This window comes from Pseudomonas asgharzadehiana, from assembly GCF_019139815.1.
In the GTDB taxonomy this organism is placed as follows: Bacteria; Pseudomonadota; Gammaproteobacteria; order Pseudomonadales; family Pseudomonadaceae; genus Aquipseudomonas; species Aquipseudomonas asgharzadehiana.
In genome coordinates, this window is sequence record NZ_CP077079.1 from 2,410,126 (window position 1) to 2,435,671 (window position 25,546).

Genomic DNA, 25,546 nt, shown 5'->3' on the forward strand with positions numbered 1-25,546 from the left:
AGTTGCGGCATAAAGCATTCGATTTGGCTGAAAATTACAAAGAATCGCCATGGTGGCATTCACCCGTTTAGGACGAAAACGATGAGAACAAAAGTTGCAATTATCGGCGCTGGCCCTTCTGGTCTATTGCTTGGTCAACTGCTCCAAAAGGCTGGTATTGATAATGTCATCATCGAACGGCAGAGCCCTGATTATGTACTGGGGCGCATCCGTGCCGGCGTGCTTGAGCAAGGGACTGTAGATTTGCTGCGACAGGCGGGTGTTGCTGAGCGAATGGATCGCGAAGGGCTTGTTCATGACGGATTTGACTTGGCGTTCGATGGGCGTTGTGAGCATATAGACTTGAAAGGTTTGACCAACGGTAAAACGGTAATGGTTTACGGTCAGACTGAGGTTACTCGCGATCTAATGGAGGCTAGAAGCTCCAGCGGAGGTATTACCTACTACAGCGCCACGAACGTGCAACCGCAAGATATAAAATCACCGGCGCCCTACATTACCTTTGATCATGATGGATCGACTGTTCGCTTGGACTGTGACTACATCGCAGGCTGTGATGGGTTTCATGGGGTTTCGCGCAAGACAATCCCGGAAGGGGTTCTCAAGGAGTTTGAGCGTGTCTACCCATTCGGTTGGTTGGGGGTGTTAGCGGATACACCTCCTGTGAGTGAGGAACTCATCTATGCCAGCCATGAGCGCGGTTTCGCTTTATGCAGCATGCGGTCACCTACGCGGACCCGCTATTACATTCAGGTATCTACCGATGAAAAAGTCGAAGCTTGGTCTGACGATCGTTTCTGGCAGGAACTGAAAAAACGGCTCCCTACAGAAACAGCTGACCGGCTCATAACTGGCCCGTCCATTGAAAAGAGTATTGCTCCACTTCGGAGTTTCGTTGTCGAGCCTATGCAGTACGGAAGCCTTTTTCTACTGGGTGATGCGGCGCATATTGTGCCTCCAACCGGTGCAAAAGGCCTTAACCTTGCGGCCAGCGATGTAAGCACACTCAGCCGAATTCTTGTTAAGGTTTACCAAGAGGGGCGTACGGATCTTCTCGAACGCTATTCTGAAGTTTGTCTGCGCCGAATCTGGAAGGCCGTGCGCTTCTCGTGGTGGATGACTTCAATATTGCATCGTTTCCCTGGTAATGATGATTTTGGGCAGCGAATAAAGCAGGCCGAGCTCGACTACTTTGTCCGTTCTGAGGCTGGACGGCGGACGATTGCAGAAAATTACGTGGGGCTTCCTTACGAACCTATTGAGTAGGTAACGCAGGCCTTGAGGGTTTTCAAGCCACTCAGGGCCTATCCATGTAGCTTTCTAATGTGCTTGACTGAATAAAGTTTAGGAAGATTTAGAGCGTTGAGGACTTCATGATTCGTTGGGAGCAAACTCTTGCTCTCTTGGCTATGAGGTCTTTTCGTATTGCTCACTGAAAAATAATGGAAGCGATCAGCACGGATCGACTTTGCATCTCTTGATGTGGTCTCCGTACTAATTTCGAGGATGTGCGATGATCTTGCTCAGGGATTCAATTAAGTTTCGCATGCTTGTAATGGTGGGTGCGTGTCTCGGCTTGATAGTGCTTTTATTAGTCTCTATATCTATATACAGAACCAATAAAAATACAGATTTGGCCAGTGCTGAGGCTCAGGAACTTCTCAAAGGTTCTGCTAACAAATTGCTCCTGGCCGAAGGCGTGCTGCAAAGTAGCTTAGTGCAAAAATACTTTCAAGCAGGCTACCAGAGTGGGGTTGATCTAGCAGGAAGTGCAGTTCAATTTCGAAGAATGGTACTTGGCGGCGATTTAGAGGCTGTAACAGCTAGGCGAGAGCTTACAAAGTTGGTGGCAGATAGTCTCGCTCTACATTCTGAGTTGCTGAGCCTCTATATCGTGTTTGAGCCTAATTCTCTTGATGGGCGCGATAATGATTTTATCGGTCTTAAAGAGCTAGGTAGTAATGAGGCTGGTCGCTTTTCTATTTACGCTGCACAGCAGGATGGGCGTCTTGTATTGCAACCAACGCCTGAGGCTCTGATAGCTGATACAACGATTATGCTTGATGGTACCCATTTTAATAAATGGTACACCTGTCCGAAGTCCACTGGTAAACCTTGTTTGCTTTCTCCTTATTTTGATGAGTCATCTGGCAGGAAGACACTAATCACGACCTTATCCTTTCCTCTCATAGAGGATGGAAGGGTACTGGGAGTGGTCGGCATGGATGTTAGTTTGGAGTCTGTGCAACAATTAGTAGAGGAAAGTAGCAAAAAACTGTTTGATGGTGAAGGACAGGTCAGCATTTTCAGCCCTACCGGTCTCTTAGCGGGTCATAGCGGAGATGCAAAAAAACTAGGTTTGCAATTAGTTAGAGCAGGTGTTGGTGACGCACTTAAGCTAGAGAGTTCAATTAAAAGTGGTCTGACGTCTCTCGGGGTCATAAACAACAGTCAAAGGGTCACTGTTGCCGTACAACCAATTCCAGGCTCCTCTTATTGGGGCATCGTTCTAGATATTCCTAGCGATGTTGTGATGCAGCCAGCCAATGCTCTTAAAGTAAAATTGGATGGGCGCAATTTTGTTGATGCTGCATGGTCGTCAGTATCTGGATTAGCGGCTTTGGTATTTGGGCTGATTATGGTTAGTTTAATCGCTCGCAGGATAACAGTTCCGATTCACCACATTTCTGAAATGCTTAGGGAGGTCGCGGGTGTTGGCGGTGATCTTACGAAGCGATTGCAGTATCCTCGCAATGATGAGTTGGGAGTGTTGGTGATGTGGTTTAACGCTTTTCTCGATAAGTTACAACCTATGATGTCTGAGCTTAAGCGGTTAGTCTTAGAAGCGCACAGTAATGCTGATCGATCTGCAATCATCTCTAGTAAGATCAACATGGAAATGCAGCAACAGTACCGAGAAATCGACCAAGCGGCGACAGCCTCAAATGAGATGAGCTCCTCAGCTCAGGAAGTGTCATGTAGCGCAACTAGGGCGGCTGACGCTACGGGAGTAGCTAGTATTGCCACTCAGGATGGCTTGCGAGTTATTAGGTCTACTTCCGAGACGATCGAAAGTTTGGCTAAGGATCTTTCTTTGGCAATGTCCAAGATCGAAGGGCTAGCCGGCAGTAGCGAGCGCATCGGCAATGTCCTTGAGGTGATTCAGGCGGTTGCTGAGCAAACCAATCTTCTCGCGCTCAATGCTGCAATCGAGGCTGCAAGGGCGGGAGAGGCGGGGCGGGGTTTTGCAGTAGTGGCTGACGAAGTTCGCAATCTTGCCAGCAACACCAGTGATTCCATCGAGGAAATTCGTGACGTTATCCAGCAACTGCAGAGAAATACCCTTGAGACTGTTAGCGCAATGAAAAAAGGTTCAACTCAGGCCAGTGTCGCTGTTAGGCACGTCTGCCAAGCTTCAGGGGCATTTGACCGAATCAAAGAGTCTGTGGGAATCATTAGCGAAATGAATTTCCAAATCGCCGCTGCGGTCGAGGAGCAGAGCAGGGTCGCGGAGGAGGTTAGCCAAAACGTGGTCACAATTCGGGATGTCACCGAATCGCTTTCAGCGCAGGCGCAAGAGTCTCAGGAAATCAGCAGATCTATTAATTCGTTGGCCATCAAGCAGCAGGCGCTCGCCAACCAGTTTGTGACCTAGGGGTAGCTGTTTTCCCTGGTTTGTGATGGAAGGACGCATTGATTCTTCCCGTCCATGAGAGCCTGGCTTAGTAAAGCCGGGCTCCCTTGGCGTACCTGATACCCTATTCGTCTTGCTTGCGTTGTCCCCAAACGCACTGGAATTGGAGCTGTCCTAGAGTGGGGCAATTAGCGCTTCCTCAACCGAAAAATAAGCGTTTAAGCCCTCAGATATTCGTCTACCGATATGACGCTTGCATAGCCGAATTCAAATGCGGCCATCATGGTTGCATGCGCTTGGGCGGCAGGAACGGTCACGCCGTGGAATGTCAGATCCAAGGTGGCGCAGGCATCATGCAGTACGGTCACGGGATATCCCATGTCTGCTGCAGCGCGTACTACGGCGTCGATGCACATGTGGCTCATCGCGCCTATGACTACGATTTCCTTCACATCAGCGGCTTCCAGTTGCTGCCTCAGATCAGTTTCCCTGAAGGCGTTAATGTGTTTTTTTACGATTACAGGCTCGTTACCTTGCGGAGCTACGTCTGGTTGAGTTTCCGCACCAGTCGATCCTTTTGCAAAGATCGGAGCGTCTTTAGCAGACTCATGCCGTATGTGAAAAACAGGAAAACCCGTATCGCGCGCGTGGCTGATTACCCGGATAGCATTCTCTACAGCAGCGTCAATGCCGGTCAAAGGCAAATTGCCGGTAGGTAGGTATTCGTTTTGCAGATCAACTACTACAAGACCTCGTTTCATGAACGATCTCCGGTCAATTTATCTAAATATGGTGGTTAAGGCCGAGATCGGGGCGTAAAGAATTTGTCTTTACCCCGACCTAGAGAGGTTTAATTCAGAACTCCAGCGAAGCGCCGTCTTCCGGAATATCTACGCGACTCTCGATACCTTGCTTCTTGACGTAAATGCGCAGCGCTTCACGTGTTAGCGAGGTGTGGTTAATAGCATTCATATGCACGGCGACTATCTTCGCGTTTTTTGCCGCTTGGGATGCGTGTAGGACGTCGTCCTCACCCATGATGATTGCGCTATCGAACCCATTCACCTTCGCCTTCCCGGTATTAAGTACGATAACTTCGGGCTGATATTTTTGAATAGTCTGATCTACTTCTTTTCGCCAGATGGTGTCGCCGGCAAGGTAAAGAGTTTTGTAGCCTGGGGCTTGAAACACAACGCCCATTGCCTCGCCCAGAAGTTTCGCGAGGGGAGGCACGGCATACATCTCATCGGTGCCGTGCTGACCACCTGCCTTAGTGATTTTGACTCCGCCAAACTCAGCTTCGCCAGTCAGTACGTGCACATTTTTAAAGCCTTGGGAACGAACCAGTTTCGCATCGTCCTCATCTTGAGTGAATAGAGGGATTTCCTTAGGCAGCGCTTTCTGCGCGGCATCGTCCCAATGGTCAAGATGCGTGTGTGTGAGGATGACAGCATCCACGCCAGTGATTACTTCGGTAGGTGATTCGGTGAGATCGACCATTGGGTTGCGGAGATCGCTTCGGTACGTATTTTCAAATCCAGGATAGGTTCCTTTTTTCGCGAGCATCGGATCGATCAGGAACGTTGTGTCGCCGTAGGTGATTTTCACTGTTGCGTTACGAATTTGCTGAAAATCCACTTTTTGGGTCGTGATCGGTGCGGGCGAGACATCTGTATTGGCGAATGCCCATGTGCTGGCAGTAGCGCAAGCGAAGCTGAGTGCCAGAGGCAGTTTTCTGAAAATCATTGGATTTGATCCTATTAGTCTGTAGAGAACCGCATTCTTGCCGACTGCGTCGCATCACAATAGTGGCCTGAAGGACATATTTCGATATAATCGGGCCAGTCGATCGGCGAAACTGTCAGACAGCACGAGAGAAGCATTCAATCACCGAAAGCGCTCTTGTTTAAGCGGTCGACTGTCAACGCGAGGCTATTTGATGCGATCCATACGTGTTGCTGTTTTGGCTTTTGAAGGTGTCAGCCTGTTCCATCTTTCTGTGCCTGGAATGGTGCTAGGCACTGCTCAATCCGCACCTGGTGAACCTCAGTATGAGGTCAATTATTGCGCAGAAAAGATAGGGATGGTCGCTAGCGACCAATACCTCGACTTAACGGTCGCTCATGGTCTCGAACTGATGGAGGAATCTGATGTAATCGTCATCCCAGCATGGGGCGATCAATTAGTAGGTGCATCTGCCCAGTTGGTGAAAGCGCTCCAACTGGCCAATGCTCAAGGTAAGCTTATAGTTGGGTTATGTTTAGGCTCATTCGTCCTGGGAGATGCTGGATTACTGGATGGCAAGGAAGCAACCACTCACTGGGCCGCCCGAGAAGAGTTTGCGCGACGTTTCCCAGAAGTTCGCTTCAGGCCTGAAGTGCTCTACGTCAGCGATGGCAATATCGTGACTTCTGCGGGAACTGTGGCGGCAATTGACTGTTGCCTTCATCTGATTCGCCAGCGCCTCGGTGCTGATGTCGCGAATCGCACCGCGAAGATGCTGGTGACGCCGCCGCACAGACAGGGAGGCCAAGCTCAGTACGTTGAACACCCTGTGCCGCACCTGTCCAGCGAGACTCATCTGTCTGAAGTTATGGCGTGGGCCCGAGCGAACCTTTCTAACGATCTGTCGCTCGACGTATTGGCCGACATGGCGAAGATGAGTAGGCGCACATTTACTCGGCGATTCAGAGAGGCGACTGGCAGTACCGTCTCAAAGTGGTTGAATGCTCAGCGGGTTGCCAGAGCACAGGAGCTTTTGGAGACCACTGACCTGCCTATCGAATGTGTTGCGGGTGAAGCAGGATTTGGAACGCCTTTATCGTTTAGGCAACAATTCAGCGTTCACCTCGGCACATCGCCTTCTGAATATCGGCGTACGTTTTCTGCGAAATGAGGGCTAAAGCGCATTGCAGTGAGCCTGTAGCCGAGCCTTTGACTCAGTCTTCTGCAGTGGTAATGCTGTTTCGGCGCTTAGGCTGTCGTTTTCCTGACAACAGAGAGCAAGGCTTGTAGTGGATGTAAAACGGTTACTCCGTCCTGTCGTTTTACTTGGCTACGGCAAGAATATCCATCGGCCAATAACCGGCCAGAAGCATTGAATTTTGTCACGAGCGGCGCCCAAGACTGCTTGTAGATCACCTCTGAAGTGTCGACGTTCTTTGCCTCATGTCCATAGGTACCAGACATGCCGCAGCACCCGCTTGGTTGAATCTGTAAATTCAGTCCCATGCGCTCATAGATTTGCTGCCAAAGACCGATACTGCTCGGCTCATTAGTTTTTTCAGTGCAGTGTGGGAGGAAGTAATAGGGCGCGGCATCTTTGGCACTCGGAATTTGTTGAACCGTGCTGGACAGCCACTCCTGAGGCAGTAGAACTGTGGGGGCTTTGCTGCTGCCCAATGTCTTCGCATACTCCTGGCGATACACCAGAGTCATCGCGGGATCGAGCCCTACGAGCGCTATTTCGTAGCCCTGAAGCTGACTCAGAGCGTCACTGTTGAAATGGGCAGCTTTTTCAAAAGTGCTGATGAAACCTTGCACCTGAAGCGGTTTGCCATTGGGCGCAAACGGGGCGAGGTAGATCTGATAGCCAAGCCTTGCAATCAGTTCGATCCAGTCCGAGAGCACGGGGGTTTCGAAGTAGCGGGTAAAGGCATCCTGGACGATGATTACGCTGCGAGCGCGCTGCTGTTTACCCAATGTCGACAGGAGTTCAGGCGTTGCGATCTGAACGTTCCAACGAAGGCATACAGCGTCGAAGTCCGTGATGCTGAGCAATGGGCTATCGACCATCCCGGCGACATGCTCCAGAACGAAGCGTACCGGGCGGGAGCCCATGACAAAGTTATACAGGCGCGGAAAGCGAGCGATGTAGGGAATCGTGTATTCCAGCGAGCCGATCAAGTAATCCTTTAAAGGACGCAGATAACGGCTGTGATACAGCTCTAGGAAACGCGAGCGGAACTCAGGCACGTTTACTTTGACCGGGCATTGTCCAGCGCAGGATTTACACGCGAGGCACCCAGCCATTGCTTCATAAACTTCGTGGGAAAAGTCTTGCTGCCCCATTTTCTGTGCGACCGTGTTGACTGCTCGTTTTGCGAGGCTGGCGACGTTGCTGATTGACCGAATGTGATCACTTGTCGCCAACACATCTATGTCTTGCTGACCCTGCAGTCTCAACCATTCGCGAATAAGGGAAGCACGTCCTTTGGGTGAATGAACGCGGTCACGGGTGCCTTTCCATGAGGGGCACATGGCGTCGTCTGGGTCAAAGTTGTAGCAGGCGCCATTCCCGTTGCAGTGGACAGCGGTGTCGAAGCTTCGCCATACGCGTTCGTCGATTGTGCGGTCTAAGTCGCCTCGTAACTCAATGCCATCTACCTGAGTAAGCCGAGCTTCAGGTACCGTTTTGGGGGTTGCGATTTTTCCAGGATTAAGTTGGTTGTACGGATCGAAAGCAGCCTTTAAATCTTGTAACGCAGGGTAAAGGTCACCGAAGTAATCTGGGACATATTGGGATCTCAATCCCTTCCCATGTTCGCCCCACAATAAGCCGCCATGCTTTTGAGTCAAGGCAGCGACGGCGTCGGAAATGGGGCGGATCAATGCAGCCTGGACCGGGTCTTTCATGTCCAGAATCGGGCGCACATGCAGTACGCCGGCGTCAACATGACCAAACATTCCGTATTGCAATTCATAGCCGTCCAGCAGCGCCCGAAACTCTTGGATGAAGTCAGCAAGGTTCTCTGGAGGCACAGCGGTGTCTTCTACAAAAGGCTGCGGCCTAGCTTCACCCGTGACGTTGCCCAGCAGTCCAACCGCCCGTTTACGCATCGCATAGACACGCTTGACTGCATCGGCGCCTATTGCGAATGTGTGGCCCAAGCGCACCACAGACGTGTCGCTCTGTAGATGCAAGACGAAGTCATGAACGCTTTGCTGGACAGCAGCTTCATCGTCGCCGCTGAACTCGATGAGGTTGATGCCCGAGGTAGGTTTGTCCGGGTCTGCAGGAAAGTATTCGGCAACGCCATGCCAGACGATGTCCTTCATCGCCAGCATCAGGACTTTAGAGTCGACAGTCTCAATCGACAAAGGTTTGAGCAGCATTAATGCCTTCGCATCGCGCAACGCATTCATGAAGCTGGCATAACGTACGTTAACCAGGATGGAATACTTAGGGATCGGCAAGACGTTGAGTTTGGCCTCAATAATGAAACCCAGGGAGCCTTCGGAGCCGCACAGCACACTGTTAAGATTGAACAGATCACCCCGTTCGCGAAGGTGCGCAAGGTCATAGCCCGTGAGGCAGCGGTTGAGTTTAGGAAAGGTATGCTCAATCAGATCTGCCTGATTATCCGCGATGTCGACCGCACACCGGTAAACCTCACCGATCCGATCCGGGCGCGCAGTTTCTTGCTCCAGAGCACCTTGCTCTAGTACCCCGCTGCGGAGTAACTCACCTCCAAGCAATACCGTGGAAAGCTCTAGAACGTGGTCGCGGGTTTTGCCATAAGTACAGCTGCCCTGGCCGCTGGCATCGGTGTTAATCATGCCGCCAATCGTTGCTCGGTTGGACGTGGATAACTCCGGCGCGAAGAAAAGTCCGTAAGGTTTAAGCGCAGCATTCAGTTGATCTTTCACCACACCACTTTGAACGCGCACCCACCGCTCTTCAGCGTTAATTTCAAGAATGGTGTTCATATGGCGTGACAGGTCGACGACGATACCATCAGTCAACGACTGACCATTGGTGCCGGTGCCGCCACCTCGTGGTGTCAGCACGACCGACCTATGCTTAGGATCGGCGGCCAGAGTCGCCAGGATCGCTACGTCCTGAGCGTCAACGGGGAATACGGCTGCTTGAGGCATTCGCTGATAAATAGAGTTATCCGTCGCAAGCGCCATCCGCTGCCCGTAGCTGTGAACAATGTCCCCTCGGAAGCCTGTTTTAGCGAGCTGCTTCAGAAAGTCGTTGTAGCTCACGCTTTGATTTTTGGGCGGTGGCAACCGTGCGATCATGATAGAACTCCAGCCGCTTTGCGGCTTTTTTGGCTAACTAACTTTGGGCCGTCGGAAAGACGGCGATGCCCTTAGGGATGTTTGAGAGATTAGGTATCGAAGTCGTATAGCTTCACCGCATTATCCCGAAGGATGAAGCGCCGATCACATTTTCCGGTGCCAGATCGAGGACTTGGGCACCGATGGGTTATTCGGATTTCATCGTCGGGTGAGATGACTTCTCTACTTCAACCTGTCGGCTCTGGATTTCACGAGCGCTGAAGCAATTTCTCCAAAAGGAATTCAGTGCTCGAACGTTATTCACGGGTGGCTAAATAATACCCCTGTAAGCTCCGGCGGCTCTTAGCGAATGCTCGCGCGGACCTTTTCTCTGAAAGTGTTTTCGATCCCATCCTGGATCTTGAGCTTGTCTGCGAGCGTTGGAACGAGGTGGCGGCTGATGACGACAATCCCGTCTTTGTCGCCCAAAATTGCGTCGCCCGGGTTGCAAACAACATTGCCACAGGCAACCGGAGCACCGACCTGGCCCGGGCCGTACTTTGATGGGCCAGCAGGACTCACGGCGCGCGCATAAGTCGGAAGCCCCATAGCAGTCAGCTCCTCCACATCTCGAACCGCGCCATCTATGACCACCGCTGCGACCTTGCGAGCCAGACACACTTCACCCAGCAAATCACCAAAGACCGCACGGTTGGTTTCACCGTTGCCGTTGATCACTAGAACATCACCTGGTTTGGCATCGTCTAACGCCCGGTGGATGGCCAGGTTGTCACCTTCCCAAGTGAGGATAGGCAGTACCGTTCCGTAGAACGAAGCTTTACCTGCAACGTGGTGGATAGCGGACGCCATCATTCCGAGGCGCTGTAATACGTCACCGATTAGTGCAACCGGGTAATGGGATATCTCTTCAACTTCTTTAAGGGAAGCGCGTTCCCAATCTGCGCTCACGGTAATGCTTTCATCAGATACATTGATAAACATGGTGACCTCGGCGTGAATCTGTTCGGAGTGCTATTAGTTGAACGTCTTGGATACAGGATTGTTGACTGGATGTTGGGGAGCTTCGCCGCGCAAGACAGCGGCAATAGCCTCAACTGCGCTCATGCCAACGCGCAACAATGACTCATTTGTTTGCCCTGCGACGTGAGGCGTCACAAGTAGGTTTGGAAGATCGGCAATGGGGAATTGGTTGCAACTGAACGGGGTGATCATGTCGATGTTTTCAGCAGCCAAAACATCAATTCCCGCGCCACCCAGCTTGCCGCTGCGCAGGGCGTCAGCAACTGCAGCTTCATCGATCACGCCACCGCGGCTGGTGTTAATCAGGATGGCACCGGTCTTCATCTTTTCGATTTCCGCCCCACCAATGAGACTCTCAGTGCTTGTTTGCAGAGGAACATGGAGGCTCACAACGTCTGCCTGAGTTAACAAGGTATCGAGATCGACCATGCGTTTATCGAAGCTCGAATCATAAGCAGGGTCAGTCGCCAGAACCTTCATACCAAAGGCCTCAGCAACTGGCGCAACGTGCCGACCAATGTCGCCAAATCCAATCAAACCTAAGGTGCGACCCTCGAGTTCTATGCCCGTGAGAGACAGCCGATCTGCCGCCCAAATATTATTTCGGGTCTGATCAGTCGCTAGCTGAAGCTTGCGGCTGATACCCAGTAGTAAAGCGAACACATGCTCGACAACACTTCTTCTGTTTGCGCCTGGTGTGTTGGTTACCCAGACACCCAACTCGGCTGCTGCTTTGTAGTCAACGTTGTCGTATCCCGCTCCGTGCCGAGCGACGATCCGCAGTTTAGGGGAGGCGGCGATCATCTCCGCAGAGATGTGGCCACCGCGCAAAAATACGGCACCTACTCGTTGTTGGATATCTGCATAAGACACCGCATCTGGGCCATAGCCGAGTCGAACTTCACCTACCGTAGAAAGGGCTTTCAATACATCTGGATGGATAGGGCTTGTCACATAGATCAAAGACATGATTATCACCTTATGAGAATTGGTGGGTGTTGGCGTCATCGCCAGCCGCCGGTGCATTTTTTCGAACGGTCGAGATAACGATCAGTCCCAAGAGACCTGATGCGCACAGAATGAATGCGGGCGTGGACTGGTTGCCGGTGGCTCCGATCAACCATGTGGCCAGGAATGGGCCTGAGCCTCCGCCGATAACCGCGCCTACGCTGTGGCCAAATGCGACACCGGTGTGGCGGATATGCATCGGGAAGAATTCCGGCATTACCGAGTAGGTGCCCGCCTGGCAGAGGGCGTAAGGGATCATGCCGAGGGCAAGTCCGACCATAGCCAAGCTTACTGAGCCTTGCTGCATCAGCATGAAGGACGGTATCGATAACAAGGCATAGGCCACGTATGCATAGCGCAATATCGATTTTCCGCCGCGATACGAGCCGAGCTGACCAGCGAGGGGAATTAAAAACGCAGCAAGGATCACAGCAACCAACACGATGGTGGACGCTTGGCTTTTGGAGTATCCGAGAATTGAACTGAAGTACGCTGCAATGAATACAGTTCCGATATAGGTGCCGATGTTTTGCACCATCGAGATCATGATCACCTTGGTCAAAGGCTTGCGATAGTCGCGGATCAGCTCAGCGAAAGGCTGGCCTTTCTTGACTTCGGCATCGTTCTTCTTGGAGGCAAACTCAGGGCTGTCCTCAATGCTCAGTCTCATGTAAAGACCAATAATCCCGAGCGGCAGAGCTAGAAGGAATGGGATACGCCAGCCCCAAGCTAGCATTTCAGGATCTGTGAGATAGGCCGCTGCCAAACCGGCAATCGCTGCCGCCAAGCCTTTACCGAACTGTGCAATGGAAGGAAGAAAAGAGATGTACAAGGCGCGGCGTTTAGGTGGTGCCCATTCGCGAATGTAACTCGCCGCTCCACCGATCTCGCCACCGGCAGAGAACCCCTGAAGCATGCGCAACGCAACCAAAAGGATAGGGGCCCATACACCGATTTGCGCGTAGCCTGGCAGTAGACCAATGAGCGTAGCCGCGGCACCCATCAGGGTGATGCTAGCGATCAGACTGAAGCGTCTGCCTACTTTGTCACCTAGCCAGCCGAAAGCGATAGCCCCAAGTGGTCTCACCAAAAACGCGGACCCGAATACAAGGAAAGTGTTAAGCAGGCCGGTTGTCGCATTGTCCGAGGGAAAGAAAACCGCTGCGAGGGTCGCGGCTACATATCCGTAGACGCTGAAATCGTAATACTCGACAAATGTACCAAATACAGCAGCCCGCGTTGCTTTCTTGGCCTTTCTTGTCTGTTCCGTCTCTTCGACGGTCTGCACGACGGGCTCGGCCATAACGTTATTGTTGTTCATGGGCACCTCGGGTTATTGGACATAGGCCTCATTCAAAAAATGGGACAGCGTCCTGTTATTGTTTGTCTAGCTTCTAGAACGCTGGGCCTGTTGTCAACAGCGAGGATGTGATTTGCCGTTGGGCAGCGTTAGACCCCAGAATGGGGGTCCGAACCCTTGATATGACTCGTGATGTCTCAATCAAATCGCTCTATTCCAACGTCATTGGCTGTTGCCCCGGCGTCCAGCCATACCAGGTTGATTCAGATTGTCGATGCACTCGTGAGGCGAACTGGCGGGGAGCCGTGGGGCGTGCGAGAGCTTGCGGCAGAGCTTTCAGAGAGCCGGAGCACCGTTAATCGGATTCTGGTCTCGTTGGTTGAGATCGGCCTAGCGAGTGAGTTAGGAGTTGGTAAGTACAGCGTAGGGCCCAGAATCGACGTCCTGACGAAAGCGCTCAGCGATTCAAGTGTGCTTCTTGGCCGGAACGGTGAATTGCTCAGTGAGCTCGCTGATGCCTCAAAGTGCACAGCTCTTGTCTCTGTCTACTGCCCGCAAAGTAGGGGCTATTTTATAGCTGCATGTAGCGAAGCTAATGCAACACTTACCTTCAGGCCTCAGCTAGGCGTGGTGTACCCACTTACGTTTGGAGATATTGGTAGACAGTTTGCTAAATATCTAGAGACCATTGCTTCACGTTTAAGCCCGCGAGATGAGAAGGGTGATGTAGATTACATCTTTCGGACGAATGATGCCCTAGGGCAGTTATCGGAGCCTGAGTTCCCCAGCGCTTTGTCCATCCGCGTAGGAAGTGCAACGAACGGACTTATCGTATCAGTCTCTCTCCACTCCGCTGGAAATGCATACTCAAAAATGCAACAGCAGTTGGATGCAGATGTGCTACGAGTCATCGGACAGATAATGGCTGACATTGAGTCGAAGAGCCTTCAAAATCTTCAGGCCCATCCCTGCATCTCTACGAAAGATAGTAAGTCTACAGTTAACCGTCTTGAGAGGCTTCTCCTGCTTTCCTGCGCCTTTCCTGACGGCATAATTACGTCATCTCACTTAAATGATCATCTTCTTTGCAATGCGGCCACGGCCAAGCGACTCATACAGTCTGGTGTTGAGGCTGAACTGGTCAGCTTGTTTGGGGGTACTTTATTCCCTGGCCCAAGGCTTTACCAATGGGCGGCAAAGATGAACTCCGCCCATCGCAATCTTGCTGATATTACCAAGAAAATATTGTCTTCATTAGTCCAAGAGACCGGTGAAACAATTGCGCTTCTTTCATTCGATGGTGTGACTGGAAAAGCCGAGTTTCTTGACGTCATACAGGGATGGAGACCAATCCAATACAAGCTTCAAATCAACGTGAATGTCCCTCTCTATGCCGGTGCTGCCGGGAAGGCTGTATTGGCTCACTGCGATCCACACTTAGTTGACTCTCTTGATCTTGTAAAAATTACGGATGCTACCATTACCTGCCGCAAGGCACTTAAGGAGGATCTGTTAACTATTAAAAAACGGGGTTGGGCAACTGGTGAAGGTGAGCGTGTGCTAGGGGCTTTTGGCTTAGCAGTGCCTTTTTTTGTCGATGGTAAAATTCGAGGTTCTATTTCCGCAACTATTCCTCAATACCGCAAAAATGAGCGCGACTTGCCGACGCTCATTAACCTAATGCGTGAATCAACAGGTAGGATTGAGCGTTTGTTGTCTTTAGGCCTCAAAGCTCAGTAATAACCTACGAGCTGCTTGCTTGTGAAAGAATTCTGGGCGCTTCATTTTCTTGTTTCCTCACTAGACTTGAAGCGTGCGCGATACTCACCAGGTGTTACAGCATAGTTTTTCATAAAACAGCGTATCAAGGTTGCTTCATTACCTAGGCCACACTTGTGGGCAATCGTTTTGAGTGGCGTACGTGACGTGACCAGCATATGACGAGCAGCTTCCAAGCGAATTTTCTCTACCATTTTGCTAGGCGTACAGCCATTGGCCTCACGATACTTCCGAGCAAATGTTCGTTCACTCATATTCATGAAATTGGCTAGCGAAAATACCGATAAATCGCCACTAAGATTGGCGTTAAGCCATGCGTGTAGGTCTGAAAATTGACTGCTATTGGATTGTAGAGTCAATGATGAACTGAATTGGTTCTGATCTCCAGGACGCTTCAGAAAAACAACCAAATGTCGTGCAACTTCTAGTGCCGCAGCATGCCCCAAGTCTGCTTCGACTATTGCAAGAGCTAGATCGATGCCTGACGTAACGCCAGCCGAAGTCCATAGATCTCCATCGTTAATAAATATAGGCCCGCGCCTTACTTTTGCGAGAGGGAAGTCAAGTTCCAACTTGTCATAGGCAGACCAGTGAGTCGTCACGTTTCGCCCGTCTAATTTTCCGGCAGTCGCTAGCGCAAATATGCCCGTGCAGACGGAAACTAGACGCTTAGCTTTTTCAGAATGTCTTACAAATTGTGTAAAAAATTTTGGATGGTCACAAAATTTATGAATCCCAGGCCCGCCTGGCACGATCAGCGTGTGCGCTGCCGGTGTTTCAGCTTCCAAAATAGCGGCGTTTAGCGAGAAGTTGGAGAAAATCTCCGTCGTGCGACTCAACGATAGAATGGATAAAGAGTAAGGCGGATTATCGGGATGCGCGAAATGGTTCGCCGCGATAAACACGTCTAAAGGGCCAGCTAAGTCGAGCAGGCTGACTTCAGGGTAGGTAATGATCTGAACAGATTTGCTAGGCATTTTGGATTAAACCCTCCTTAGAGAGCACTTCGTGGACTGGGGGGATCTTGGCAGGAATCATCAACGTTTTGTCATTTTTCTAACCGATTTCCGTCTATTGTTAGGCTTATCTAAAGCTATGCAGGATAGCCAGATGTCACATGTGAGGTTTTTAGTGACACTTACTATCCTTATGTCTTGGTTAACAGTTTGCCCAGCTTCATTAACTTATGTCAGCGTGGAGGTTCATTTTATGTCGGGTCTTATGAAGAGCGCTATGGGATTCGAAGTGAACATGGATGATGATTTTGAGCACAGGATTTCTACTATTCTTGAGTTGTTGATAAGCAATTCGTCGGGTGTCGTCAAATGTGAGTTAAAAAATATTTCCGAACCAAATCGTTGGATAATCGAGTGTTTATGGCACGATCAACAGGCAATGCATGCCCATTTTTTGTCATGTCAACTGCAGAATTTGATAGGTCTGTTAGCTTCTCGATCCCGTAAAATTGTGTTTGAATGCGGGAGTGTATGAGTCTGATGCTCTAGATTTCCTGAGGCGCTTAGTTAGTCTACTTGTCATTTCAGATGATCAAGTATAACAAGTTCGGCACCTCAGGTTTCCGAAATGCTGAGCCAAATAGGCCTCAGCAATCTCCCACATCAGAATTCCACAGTCACTCCGGTATAAAATGCGCGACCATCACCAGGCGAATGCAGTGATGCCTGCGCACCGTCCGGGTCGTACCAGACGTATTCATAATATCGGTTGGTTAGGTTTTTCAGCTGTAGGTCGACGCTCACTGACTGCGTCACTTTGTAGGTTGCACCGAGGTTCATCAACACGTAACCGCCATAAGTACCTTTCTTGTTTTCCCGCTCCAGGTAATAATTAGTCTGGCCGTTCATCCAGGCGGTCAGCTGTAAGGCAGGTGTCGCGTCATAGCTGACGCCAGCGTTGTATAGGTGATGCGGGATGTGATCGATTTCCTGATCTTTGCTGTCAGGCAGCGTGGCACTTGGCTGGAGTATTTTCGAGTACTGCCAAGAGTACCCAATCCATATTTCAGTTCGGTCATTAGGGTGAAGGTTTATCTGCAAGTCATAACCCCACCGCCGGGTTTCACCGACGTTATCTGATTCGCCGCTCGGGTCGTTTAGCCTCCGACTGACCTCACCTGAAGCCTCTTGCTGCCAATGGGCAACACGCCCGTCCACCCAGTCAGCCGGCGTGAACTTGATCCCGGTTTCCCAACCTTCGTTGATCGACGGAGCCAAGTCTGTATCCCTGGGTGGAATCTTGTAAGCCGCAGCTCCAGCGCCCACTTGAAAGGTTCGTCCCCAGTTCGCATAGAAACTGACGATGTCCCACGGGGAATAGACCACGCTGATTTTTGGCTGTTTGATCAGCCCATAATCGTTGATGTTGTAGTTTGCGTTGGTCATTTCATTGGTAAAGTTGCCTTGGATCCTGTCGACGCGGTAGGCCGGTACGATCTTCAACGACTCGACTGGTTTAATCTCGGCCTGGACATATGCGCCGTGAGTATCGAAATCAAACCGCTGGTCGCGCGTGGTCGCCAGGCGCACACGGTCTTTGGTGCGATAGCGCTCACTTTTGTTTTGCTGCTGTTGCACGTCCGCACCGCCTTCGAGGGCGAAATCGTAGAGCCAACTGACATCCGGGCGCCAGGTAAGAGAGGTGAGGAGGCCATATTGCGTCTCGTAGGTGTCGCGCTCTTGCTGCGAGCTTGTGCGCCAATATTCCGTCCAGCGCCTGTCGTCGAAGGTGTTGATGTAGGTCTTCGCTGACCAGGCGAGGGTATCAGCCAAGTCTGTATCGAAATGCATACTGACCTGGTTCATGCGGCGCGTGCCTTTGTCCGTCGCGTTGAACCTGTTGGTCATTTCCGGATGATGTCGGGCATCGCCCTCAGCCAGATAACCTGGCTCTTGAGCCTCGGTTTCGTAGTGACGAGCGATCAGTCCAATGCGATAGCTTTCATCGTCCGGCGTGTAGAACCATTTGCCTGACATTGAAAACTTGTCTGCTTCGGCGTGATTCCGGTAACCATCGGATTTTTGATAGGCGAAGAAATAGTTCTGTGTCCAGTTGCTGCTCTCAACGCCCTTGGCGAGTTGGGCCTCCTGAGTATTGAAGCTGCCATAACGCAGCCGCACCTTGTTGTAATCGCCACCCGTACGAGTGAGCATGTTGACGTTGCCGGCAATGTTGTTCAGGCCATAGCGTGCGTCGCTGGTGCCACGCACCACCTCAATGCTGTCCAGCTCCATGGGGAAAATCATGTCCATGTACGGCATGTTGCCGTCATTGCTGTTACTGGGGATGCCGTCGATCAGCAATTTGACCGCGTTCACTTCGCCTTCGCCGTTGAAACCTCGAAAGGAGATTTTGCCGGAGGTGGTGCCTTGATTGAACTCGGTCAGCATCACACCCGGTGCGCGGCTGAACAGCTCCCAGCTGTAGTTGACGGGCATCTTTTCAAGGATATCCGCGCCCAGGATATCGATTGAGCTCAGTACGCTATTGGTGCTTAACGGGCCGCTGGCCGAGCCCTGGACATTCACCGCACCCAGCGTCAGCGTTGAGTTTTCGAGTTTACTGGCTTCAGCCAATACCAGCGACAGCGGGCTCAGTGCGAGCACGCCGATTGAAAACACGGGCCACATGGAGCGGGACACAGACAAACGCTTCGCATAGCGCAAAGAAAACGGAGCAGGCATAAAGCGCACTTCCTGATCATCAAGAAACTTTAAGGGCGTTCAGCGTCCTTCTCAGGTCGCTAAACAGATTTAAAGCAGGCAACACCGCACGACATCAGCGATGTTTTGATCAGGCGAAGGGAGAGGCGCGAGGACTCAAGCTGGGCCAGCGAATGCGTGGATGCAGCGTCGGCAGGACAGGGTTCTCGAGGGCAGTGTTGGCGGCGTACTGCGGCAGAAAATGCCGGTAGTAATTGGACGGTAATGCCGCGAGTCCGGCATGTCCGCAACAGCAGTCGCCGTGCTGCATGGCAGATTTTGACTGAGGCAGTTGCAGGCCATCAATCGCCTTGCCGAGATCTTTTGGCAAAACACTCAAGTTTCCGCCCGAACAAAAACCACCCCAAAGCATCAGGCGCATGTCCGGCATCTGCATCGCACGACTCATCGGCGTGGTGATCAGGTTGAGCAGGATGGCCAGACAGGCGATCCAGGGACGGATGCGTTTCAACGAACTCATAAATGAAATCGCCGCGAAGGGGGGGCTATTTAGCCCGCTTTAAATAATGAAGTAAATTTTTCCTGGGTGCGCTATTTCGCCACAGGTCTTATCGGACCCGAAGGAAAGGCTTCATCCAAACAACACGCCTGCCCAGCTAGCGAACCAATTTCAGCAATCGCCAATGCCATATTGTCTGCGGCCATGGTCACTGGTTCTGTGTGGAAGTTGCCGCCAGAGACCAGGTCGCTTTCAACGGCAAAGACCAGCGGGTTATCGGATACGGCATTCCTTTCGACGATCAATACTTCCTCGACCTTGCGGAGCTGGGTCAGACACGCGCCCATGATTTGAAGTTAGCGCAGAGAGAAGGAATCTTAGACCTAGCGGCGGTCCTTGTGCGAATCGGCGACCTCACTGCTTTGTCCCAGCAGGTCGCGATAAGCAGTAGCAGTAGCAATCTGGCCGCGAGCAGCATGGATGCCTGCGTCAAGCGGTGAGCGGGAGCCCAAGATTGGGCACTTGGAGACGTGGTGAAGGTCAGTACGATCCGCACCATCAATGACGCGAGTGGTCCCCCCGTGGCGTCGTTGGCGTGGACGTATCGCTCAAGTAACTGACTGGGTTGGTTAAAATGATTCTTATGGCCTGGATGGCGTTTTATTGGCCTAATCAGCGTGACGAGGTGATGGCCGATGCCATGAGTCTGACCTGGTTGATCGCAGCCATCGCAGCCGCATTGGCGGCGTTTTTTGCCATCGTCGGTGCTGGTTTTTCCGGCATGATCGTGCGCCCGATTCGTGGCGTAGCTGATGGCTTGCAAGAGATCGCCGAAAGTGAGGGTGACCTTACACGTCAACACCAAGTACGGGGCAAGGACGAAACCGCCAACCTGGCCAGTTGGTTCAACCAACTCCCAAGTATGATTGCTCAATTGGTGAAGCGCATCGGCAATGCGTCGTTCGATCTGCAAATCGCCGCCGCCAATACCAACGAAGTCGCCAATAACATGAACCTGGCTGCGGGCCGCCAACGTGAGGCCGTGGAACTGGTAAGCACCGCTTTCAATGAAATGCTCGCCACTTCCAATGAGGTCGCGCGTTCTATGGTGCCGCGATGTTGAGTACTGCCGAAGGCTACCGAGATGTGCACGATACTCAGAAGCAAATCAGCGAAACGACCGGCAGCGTGCTCAAGCTCAGTGAGGACCTGGTGATATCGGCCCAGACCATGCAACTCCTCGAACAAGACTGCAAAAACATCAATGCCATTCCCGACATTGGTCGCCCGATTGCCCAGAAGACCAACTTGCTGGCGCTCAACGCCGCCATTGAGTCCGACCGCGCTGGTGATCAAGGGCATGGCTTTGCAATGGTCGCGGATGAAGTCAGCGCCCTGGCTCGTCGCACCTCCTACTCCACCGGCGAAATCGACAGCCTACTGAGTAACCTTGCTCGCCGTACCCAGGAAGTCACCCAGCAGATGCACGGCAGCTTGCAAGCGTCACAGGCTAGCCTGCAGCGGATCCAGCGGGTCCGCGACAGCTTCGACAAGATCCGCGCTTCAGTGGACTCGAGTCGCGGCCAGAATACCCGGATCGCCACGGCGGCAGAGGAGCAGCTTCAGGTGGCGGAGGAAATCAATCGACACATTGCACAGATCCACGCCGATACGCAGACGGTAGAAGAGTATGCGCATTCAGCGCATGCCGGATCGGGGCGAATGACGGATATTTCTGGTCAGCTTCAAGGATTGGTCGGGCGATTCAAATATTAATCTGTACAAAACAATGGGCATTTAATTGCCGGGGTAAGCCCCTTGGGAATGAAACAATGCCATGTGCCAACCGCTCTCATCTAGAGAAAAAACAGTAAAAACCGCCGTCCCTGGCGGTCCCGTTCAACAGGCCAAGCTATCAGGCTAATCGGCGCGGGACAGCCTGTACTCCGAATCATGAACAGACACGTCAGGCCGATCAGCCAGCCAAGTCACGCATGGCATTACCGTTCAGCCTCGTCAGTACTTCCACTGCACAGCGACTTCCAGGCTGCGCGGCTCCCCTACGTAATATTGGGTGTTGCTCTGGTGGATGAAACGGGCGTAGACCTCGTCGGTCAGGTTACGCAGACGCGCGCTGAGCTGCACGTGTTTGTCCAGGTCGTGAGTCATGGACAAACCATAGACGGTGTACGACGGCACCCACGTCGTATTGGCGGTATTGGCGTAGGCCGACGACACGTAACGTGCGTCGGCCCCGAGTTGCCAGTCTGGAGCCACGTCATAGGTCAGCCAGAGATTGGCTACGCGGTCTGGAATGTTCACCGGATTCTTGCCTTTGCGCGAGTAAACGACGCCTGCGATGGTTTCATTAAATTCGTCGTACTCGGCCCTGACCCAGCTGAAGTTACCGGCGGCCACTAGCTTGGGCGTGATCTTGAACGAAGTCGCCAGCTCGATGCCGGTAGAAGTCTGCTGACCCGCTTGTTCGGTGGTGTTGGGTACCGTAGAGGAGGGGACGGAGATGTTCTTGCGCACGATGCGGTAGGCCGCGGCGGTGGCCGAGCCGCGACCGTCAAGAAAATCGAACTTGCTGCCCACCTCGATTTGGCGGCCGGTGCTCAAGTCGAAGTCGCCCACTTGAGAAATGGAGGCGCCGGTAAGCGTCCCTCCCGGTGGCTCGGCTGACGTACTGTATTGGGTATAAAGGCTAATATTCGACGTCAGGTCGTACACCAGGCCCAGGCGACCCGTGACTGCATCCCAACGTTTGTCGAACCTGGCCTGGGCCGCATGATCGACGACCTCGAAGTCGATATGGTCATAGCGCAGCGCAGTAATCAGCGCCAGTCGCTCGGTCAGACGCGTACGGTTCTCGACGAAAGCCGACGTGGTATCAGTCCAGGTGCTGCGACCTTTACTGCGCGGCGCATCCATCCCGGGAATGTCCAGGAAGTGGCCCGGCTCGAAGCCATCTGGATCGATAGTGTCGAAAGCGCCTTTGGACAATGGGTAGTTGGTTTGCTGGTTGGTGTTGTAATCCACGCCCAGGGCCCAATCGCTGGTCCGGCCGAACAGTTGAGCCTGATGAGTCAGCTCGATACGGTCACCGTTGACCTCCTGATCGTGCCTTTGGCGGTAACCGGCGGAGCGGGCGATGGCGCTGTTATCGCTGTTGTAGCGGTAAACCTCAAGGTTGCGGTAATCGCGCTGGCCCTCGTAATGGTAGAAGGTATTGCGCAACTGGGTGTTGTCGTCCAGATGGTAGTCGGTGATCGAGCGTATCCAGCGGGTGCGCTGCTCGTAGCGGCCATCTTTTACGTTGTAGTTGTTGAAGCGGTTGCGCTTGTCGATGTGCAATCTGCCGGTCATTGGTTGCAGTACCGGTGTGCCCCAGTAAGGACTGTCTTCTTTCTCTTCCAGATATTCGATCGCCAGCGTATGGGAGAGTTGGTCGTTGATGTCGCTGAGCAGCGAGAAGGCCAGGTTGCCCGCACCGTTCTCCTGGCGGTCGATGTAGCCGTTGCTGTTGGTGCGGCTGTAGTCGAGGCGCGCATAGTGGCGTGGGCCATCGCCACTGTTGAGCGCTTTATTGAAGCCGACCGCGGTTTCCCAGGTGTCGTAGCGACCGTAGCTCATCCGGCCTTCGAAGGTATCTTCGTCGCGGTTGGCAAGCTTGGTGATCACGTTCAGGCTGCCACCAACGGCACCGCTACCGTTGAGGAACGAGGAGGGGCCGCCTAACAACTCCACCCGGTCATAAATCCAGGCCCCGACCGGACGGGCTGCGCCACCGTATTGCAGGTTGATGCCGTTGAACAGCTGACTGATCTGGGCACCGTTGAAGCCACGGTACGACACATAGCCGCCCCAGCCGGGCGGTGCAGAAGCGTTTATCCCAGGCAGGGCGTTTGCCGCGTCCTGAAAGTTTCGTGCTCCAATGCGTTCCATTGTCTTGCGGTCGGCCACACTCACAGAGGCGGGATTTTCCCGGGCGCTGAGGTTCAGGCGCGAGCCGCTTTCGATGGGGGTGTCCAGGTCGAGGATAGTGGCCGGTTTCGGCTGTTCGGCCGAGGCGTTGATGTAGCTGGTGGGCAAGTTCAGGGTGGCGTCTTGCGCCCACGCGCAGGTGCTGCCTGCGAGCAGCGCTAAAGTAGTCAAGCGAAACATGAAAAGCTTCCTGGCTTAATTCTATGAGCACACACCGGCCGTGCGTCATGCAGCGGCAAGTGGTGATGATGTCAAAGCGCGGGAAGCAGGGCGGGGGAGGCGCGAGGATTGATTAGGGGCCAGCGCTGCCTGGGTGAGCAGCGCGCCGGTTGTGTGGGCAAGGGCTTGGCTGGCTCGCCCCCAAGCATGGCGAGCAGTCCGAAGAACGCAGCCAGCAGAATCGCACCGAACAGGCTGGCAATGACGCAATCGCCATCGACGGACAGCGGAGGGGCGGGCACATCCTGCAGGCCTTCGTATACCGCGCCGCTGTTCGAAGTGCAAAACAGCCCACTGTCCAAACCGCTCAATCGCAAGCCGGCCATTTGTCCATGGCCCATCGCGCACAGCAACGAACCGAACAGGATGCTGAAGTACAGCACCCAGGCAATCATCGATTTTTCGCGGCTGGCCAGCTTCATCAGCAAAGCTCGTTGAGAAGGAACGGTTTATCGGCGAGCGGATTTTACATTTTTTGATCTGTCAGTGAACTTTTAAACAGTTCGACATACAGGCAACAGCCTTGCTGTCCGGTCTGTCATCGGTATAAAAGCCGTCTCGATTCGGCATCATTACATTTGCCAAGGTCGATGCATCCACGGTCGCGTTGGCTTCCAGCAGCTTGTTCATGTGCAGGATGTAGCCGGTCACTGCGTAGACTTGTTCGTTGGACAATGACTGTGGCGCCTGGAAGGGCATGGCTCTGCGGATGTAGTCGAAAAGCGTCGTTGCATACGGCCAATAGCTGCCGACTGTCTTGAGCGGTTTGTCAGTAGTCAGGGTTCCTTCGCCCCCCACCAACGCAGGACCGACGCCGCCTTCGAGCTTCACGCCATGGCAACTAACGCAGCTGTTCATGTAAACCTTTTCCCCGTCCGCCACCGTCGCGCGCCCTTGAGGCAAAGCCTTGCCGTCGGGCGCGACATCGATGTTCCAACTGGCGATCTGCGCTTCGGTAGCCTTAGTGCCCAAACCGTATTGGGATTGTGCTGAGGCATGAGTCAGCGCACAGGCGCAAAGCAAACCTATGAATAACGAACCACCTTTAAGCCCGTCCATTGGTCACCTCCCCACTGCTGGCCACGCGCCAAGGTTGCACCGAGTTGTTGTGATAGAAAGAGACCTTGCCGCGTTCATTGATCAACTGTTCCAGCATCGGCTGAACATATCCGGTCTCATCGATGGCGCGGCTCATGATCATTAACTCTTGGCCGGTCCATTCGAAAGGAGCCCTGAAGGCGGTCAGCGCCCTGGTCAGAATGGGCTCCTGTAATTTGGCTTGCGTCCAGGTATTGCCGCCATCAACGGAAACATCGACACGGGTGATTTTGCCGTGGCCGCTCCAGGCGATGCCACGCATCTCATGCAGGCCCTTGCGCGTCAGTTTCTGGGTGCCGGAAGGGTAGGTCACCAGTGATTTGCATTCCATGACAAAGGAAAATTTCCGAGCTTTGCCGTCGGCCATCAAATCGGTGTATTTGGCGGTTTCTTCCCGGCTGTAGGCGGGCGCATTGGTGACATGAAGTCGGCGTAGCCATTTGATGTGGGTATTGCCCTCGTAGCCGGGGACAAACAGGCGCAGCGGGTAGCCCTGTTCCGGCCTCAGACGCTCGCCGTTCTGGCTGTAGACGACCATCACATCGTCCAGGCATTTCTCGATGGGAATACTGCGCGTCATTGCCGCACCGTCCGCACCTTCGGCGATGATCCACTTGGCTTGCGGCTTCAGCCCGGCTTCATCCAGCAGGGTTTTCAGGGTAACGCCCGTCCACTCAGCGCAACTCACCAGGCCGCTCACTTCGGCTGCGGTTTTACCCCAGGGAGGTAGAAACGATGGATTGCCCGAACACTCCATGAAGTGCACGCGTGACACGGCGGGGAACTGGCGTATCTCGTCCACGGTAAAGATCAAGGCGTTTTCGGTGAGGCCGTGGATCACCAGCCGGTGTTCCGCCGGATCGATTTGCGGGACGCCCGCGTGATGGCGCTCATAGAACAGGCCGTTCGGGGTAATGATGCCGTCCAGCTCTTGAAGTGGGGAGGTGCTGTAGGCGGACATCGTGTCCTTCAGGCCGGGATATAGATTCCTGACGGCTTTGGTTTCGAACGTTGAAGGTTTGCCATAAGGGCTTGCCGTGGGGGCGCCAAGGCTACGGGTCCATTGCGGGACTTCAAGAGGCAGGTTCGGATCAAGAGGGGCGATGTTGGTCGTCTCGGCGCTGACAAGATCGCTATCACCCAGAGCAAAGGCAGCGGTACCGATAACGGCCCCGCTTTTAATCAGGAAATCCCTGCGAGCCAACGATGTTTGAGGCGTGTCTTGCTTGGCGGGGACCATGGATTTTTTTGTCATTGTTGTTCCCTCTGGTTCTTTGTCGGGATGGACCCAACAG

18 protein-coding genes and 3 pseudogenes are annotated in these 25,546 nt (G+C 53.0%); 7 read left to right on the forward strand and 14 right to left on the reverse strand.

Annotation, left to right across the window (positions count from 1 at the left end; translation table 11 throughout):
* Positions 1–81: 81 nt before the first annotated feature.
* The 3 genes and pseudogenes from pobA to KSS96_RS28290 all read left to right on the forward strand — a co-directional run bounded on the left by pobA (position 82) and on the right by KSS96_RS28290 (position 3,655).
* Positions 82–1,266 carry a 4-hydroxybenzoate 3-monooxygenase gene (gene pobA, locus KSS96_RS11245; RefSeq protein WP_217856259.1) on the forward strand — a complete coding sequence of 395 codons (1,185 nt, stop codon included), beginning with the start codon at positions 82–84 and terminating at the stop codon, positions 1,264–1,266.
* A gap of 523 nt (positions 1,267–1,789) precedes the next feature.
* Positions 1,790–2,797, forward strand: a pseudogene (locus tag KSS96_RS28285) (cache domain-containing protein); the annotation flags it as partial.
* A gap of 102 nt (positions 2,798–2,899) precedes the next feature.
* Positions 2,900–3,655 carry a methyl-accepting chemotaxis protein gene (locus KSS96_RS28290; RefSeq protein ID WP_436263393.1) on the forward strand — a complete coding sequence of 252 codons (756 nt, stop codon included), beginning with the start codon at positions 2,900–2,902 and terminating at the stop codon, positions 3,653–3,655.
* Between the two features lie 197 nt (positions 3,656–3,852).
* Here KSS96_RS28290 and KSS96_RS11255 read toward each other — a convergent pair whose 3' ends face one another.
* Positions 3,853–4,395 (reverse strand): cysteine hydrolase family protein, encoded by a 543-nt coding sequence (locus tag KSS96_RS11255; protein ID WP_027912478.1) that lies wholly within the window; start codon positions 4,393–4,395, stop codon positions 3,853–3,855.
* Positions 4,396–4,489: 94 nt separating this feature from the next.
* The gene (locus KSS96_RS11260) at positions 4,490–5,380 is read right to left on the reverse strand and encodes an MBL fold metallo-hydrolase (RefSeq protein ID WP_217856263.1); all 891 of its coding nucleotides are present in this window, start codon (positions 5,378–5,380) and stop codon (positions 4,490–4,492) included.
* Positions 5,381–5,573: 193 nt separating this feature from the next.
* Between KSS96_RS11260 and KSS96_RS11265 the strand changes: the two genes are divergently transcribed.
* A complete protein-coding gene (locus KSS96_RS11265; RefSeq protein ID WP_217856265.1) occupies positions 5,574–6,530 on the forward strand; it encodes a GlxA family transcriptional regulator in 957 nt (318 codons plus the stop codon).
* A gap of 77 nt (positions 6,531–6,607) precedes the next feature.
* On the opposite strand, the gene ydiJ is transcribed toward KSS96_RS11265, so the two are convergent.
* The 4 genes from ydiJ to KSS96_RS11285 all read right to left on the reverse strand — a co-directional run bounded on the left by ydiJ (position 6,608) and on the right by KSS96_RS11285 (position 13,010).
* Positions 6,608–9,661, reverse strand: coding sequence for a D-2-hydroxyglutarate dehydrogenase YdiJ (gene ydiJ / locus KSS96_RS11270; protein ID WP_217856267.1), 3,054 nt, complete (start codon positions 9,659–9,661; stop codon positions 6,608–6,610).
* A 342-nt stretch (positions 9,662–10,003) separates the two neighbouring features.
* On the reverse strand, positions 10,004–10,642 hold the full coding sequence (locus KSS96_RS11275) for an RraA family protein (RefSeq protein ID WP_217856269.1): 639 nt from the start codon (positions 10,640–10,642) through the stop codon (positions 10,004–10,006).
* Between the two features lie 33 nt (positions 10,643–10,675).
* Entirely contained in the window at positions 10,676–11,650 is a 975-nt protein-coding gene (locus KSS96_RS11280; protein WP_217856271.1) for a hydroxyacid dehydrogenase, read from the reverse strand.
* A 10-nt stretch (positions 11,651–11,660) separates the two neighbouring features.
* The gene (locus tag KSS96_RS11285) at positions 11,661–13,010 is read right to left on the reverse strand and encodes an MFS transporter (protein WP_217856273.1); all 1,350 of its coding nucleotides are present in this window, start codon (positions 13,008–13,010) and stop codon (positions 11,661–11,663) included.
* A gap of 171 nt (positions 13,011–13,181) precedes the next feature.
* Here KSS96_RS11285 and KSS96_RS11290 point away from each other — a divergent pair, with 171 nt between their 5' ends.
* Entirely contained in the window at positions 13,182–14,729 is a 1,548-nt protein-coding gene (locus KSS96_RS11290) for an IclR family transcriptional regulator domain-containing protein (protein WP_217856275.1), read from the forward strand.
* A gap of 41 nt (positions 14,730–14,770) precedes the next feature.
* Here KSS96_RS11290 and KSS96_RS11295 read toward each other — a convergent pair whose 3' ends face one another.
* The 4 genes and pseudogenes from KSS96_RS11295 to KSS96_RS11310 form a co-directional block, all read right to left on the reverse strand.
* On the reverse strand, positions 14,771–15,745 hold the full coding sequence (locus KSS96_RS11295) for a GlxA family transcriptional regulator (RefSeq protein ID WP_217856277.1): 975 nt from the start codon (positions 15,743–15,745) through the stop codon (positions 14,771–14,773).
* Positions 15,746–16,387: 642 nt separating this feature from the next.
* Positions 16,388–18,415, reverse strand: a complete 2,028-nt coding sequence (locus KSS96_RS11300) for a TonB-dependent receptor (RefSeq protein WP_217856475.1) — start codon at positions 18,413–18,415, stop codon at positions 16,388–16,390.
* Between the two features lie 163 nt (positions 18,416–18,578).
* Positions 18,579–18,968 (reverse strand): DUF2946 domain-containing protein, encoded by a 390-nt coding sequence (locus KSS96_RS11305; protein ID WP_217856279.1) that lies wholly within the window; start codon positions 18,966–18,968, stop codon positions 18,579–18,581.
* A gap of 134 nt (positions 18,969–19,102) precedes the next feature.
* Positions 19,103–19,462 (reverse strand): annotated as a pseudogene (locus tag KSS96_RS11310) (aromatic amino acid lyase); the annotation flags it as partial.
* A gap of 119 nt (positions 19,463–19,581) precedes the next feature.
* On the opposite strand from KSS96_RS11310, the gene KSS96_RS28295 reads away from it, so the two are divergent.
* Together KSS96_RS28295 and KSS96_RS28300 are read left to right on the forward strand one after the other, a co-directional pair.
* Entirely contained in the window at positions 19,582–20,070 is a 489-nt protein-coding gene (locus KSS96_RS28295; protein ID WP_225913329.1) for a HAMP domain-containing protein, read from the forward strand.
* A gap of 158 nt (positions 20,071–20,228) precedes the next feature.
* A pseudogene (locus KSS96_RS28300) lies at positions 20,229–20,723 on the forward strand (methyl-accepting chemotaxis protein); the annotation flags it as partial.
* 240 nt (positions 20,724–20,963) lie between these two features.
* Here KSS96_RS28300 and KSS96_RS11320 read toward each other — a convergent pair.
* The 4 genes from KSS96_RS11320 to soxC form a co-directional block, all read right to left on the reverse strand.
* On the reverse strand, positions 20,964–23,114 hold the full coding sequence (locus tag KSS96_RS11320; RefSeq protein ID WP_217856281.1) for a TonB-dependent receptor: 2,151 nt from the start codon (positions 23,112–23,114) through the stop codon (positions 20,964–20,966).
* 71 nt (positions 23,115–23,185) lie between these two features.
* Positions 23,186–23,575 (reverse strand): DUF2946 family protein, encoded by a 390-nt coding sequence (locus tag KSS96_RS11325; protein WP_217856283.1) that lies wholly within the window; start codon positions 23,573–23,575, stop codon positions 23,186–23,188.
* A 61-nt stretch (positions 23,576–23,636) separates the two neighbouring features.
* A complete protein-coding gene (locus KSS96_RS11330) occupies positions 23,637–24,212 on the reverse strand; it encodes a c-type cytochrome (RefSeq protein ID WP_217856285.1) in 576 nt (191 codons plus the stop codon).
* On the reverse strand, positions 24,199–25,506 hold the full coding sequence (gene soxC / locus KSS96_RS11335) for a sulfite dehydrogenase (RefSeq protein WP_225913331.1): 1,308 nt from the start codon (positions 25,504–25,506) through the stop codon (positions 24,199–24,201). Before soxC ends, KSS96_RS11330 begins: the two co-directional genes overlap by 14 nt.
* Positions 25,507–25,546: the final 40 nt, after the last annotated feature.

What these genes read in the sequence shown, in the direction of transcription:
- pobA (WP_217856259.1), top strand. Translation starts at nt 82, where the DNA reads ATGAGAACAAAAGTTGCAATTATCGGCGCTGGCCCTTCTGGTCTATTG.
- KSS96_RS28290 (WP_436263393.1), top strand. Translation starts at nt 2,900, where the DNA reads ATGCAGCAACAGTACCGAGAAATCGACCAAGCGGCGACAGCCTCAAAT.
- KSS96_RS11255 (WP_027912478.1), bottom strand. Translation starts at nt 4,395, where the DNA reads ATGAAACGAGGTCTTGTAGTAGTTGATCTGCAAAACGAATACCTACCT.
- KSS96_RS11260 (WP_217856263.1), bottom strand. Translation starts at nt 5,380, where the DNA reads ATGATTTTCAGAAAACTGCCTCTGGCACTCAGCTTCGCTTGCGCTACT.
- KSS96_RS11265 (WP_217856265.1), top strand. Translation starts at nt 5,574, where the DNA reads ATGCGATCCATACGTGTTGCTGTTTTGGCTTTTGAAGGTGTCAGCCTG.
- ydiJ (WP_217856267.1), bottom strand. Translation starts at nt 9,661, where the DNA reads ATGATCGCACGGTTGCCACCGCCCAAAAATCAAAGCGTGAGCTACAAC.
- KSS96_RS11275 (WP_217856269.1), bottom strand. Translation starts at nt 10,642, where the DNA reads ATGTTTATCAATGTATCTGATGAAAGCATTACCGTGAGCGCAGATTGG.
- KSS96_RS11280 (WP_217856271.1), bottom strand. Translation starts at nt 11,650, where the DNA reads ATGTCTTTGATCTATGTGACAAGCCCTATCCATCCAGATGTATTGAAA.
- KSS96_RS11285 (WP_217856273.1), bottom strand. Translation starts at nt 13,010, where the DNA reads ATGAACAACAATAACGTTATGGCCGAGCCCGTCGTGCAGACCGTCGAA.
- KSS96_RS11290 (WP_217856275.1), top strand. Translation starts at nt 13,182, where the DNA reads ATGTCTCAATCAAATCGCTCTATTCCAACGTCATTGGCTGTTGCCCCG.
- KSS96_RS11295 (WP_217856277.1), bottom strand. Translation starts at nt 15,745, where the DNA reads ATGCCTAGCAAATCTGTTCAGATCATTACCTACCCTGAAGTCAGCCTG.
- KSS96_RS11300 (WP_217856475.1), bottom strand. Translation starts at nt 18,415, where the DNA reads ATGTGGCCCGTGTTTTCAATCGGCGTGCTCGCACTGAGCCCGCTGTCG.
- KSS96_RS11305 (WP_217856279.1), bottom strand. Translation starts at nt 18,968, where the DNA reads ATGAGTTCGTTGAAACGCATCCGTCCCTGGATCGCCTGTCTGGCCATC.
- KSS96_RS28295 (WP_225913329.1), top strand. Translation starts at nt 19,582, where the DNA reads ATGATTCTTATGGCCTGGATGGCGTTTTATTGGCCTAATCAGCGTGAC.
- KSS96_RS11320 (WP_217856281.1), bottom strand. Translation starts at nt 23,114, where the DNA reads ATGTTTCGCTTGACTACTTTAGCGCTGCTCGCAGGCAGCACCTGCGCG.
- KSS96_RS11325 (WP_217856283.1), bottom strand. Translation starts at nt 23,575, where the DNA reads ATGAAGCTGGCCAGCCGCGAAAAATCGATGATTGCCTGGGTGCTGTAC.
- KSS96_RS11330 (WP_217856285.1), bottom strand. Translation starts at nt 24,212, where the DNA reads ATGGACGGGCTTAAAGGTGGTTCGTTATTCATAGGTTTGCTTTGCGCC.
- soxC (WP_225913331.1), bottom strand. Translation starts at nt 25,506, where the DNA reads ATGACAAAAAAATCCATGGTCCCCGCCAAGCAAGACACGCCTCAAACA.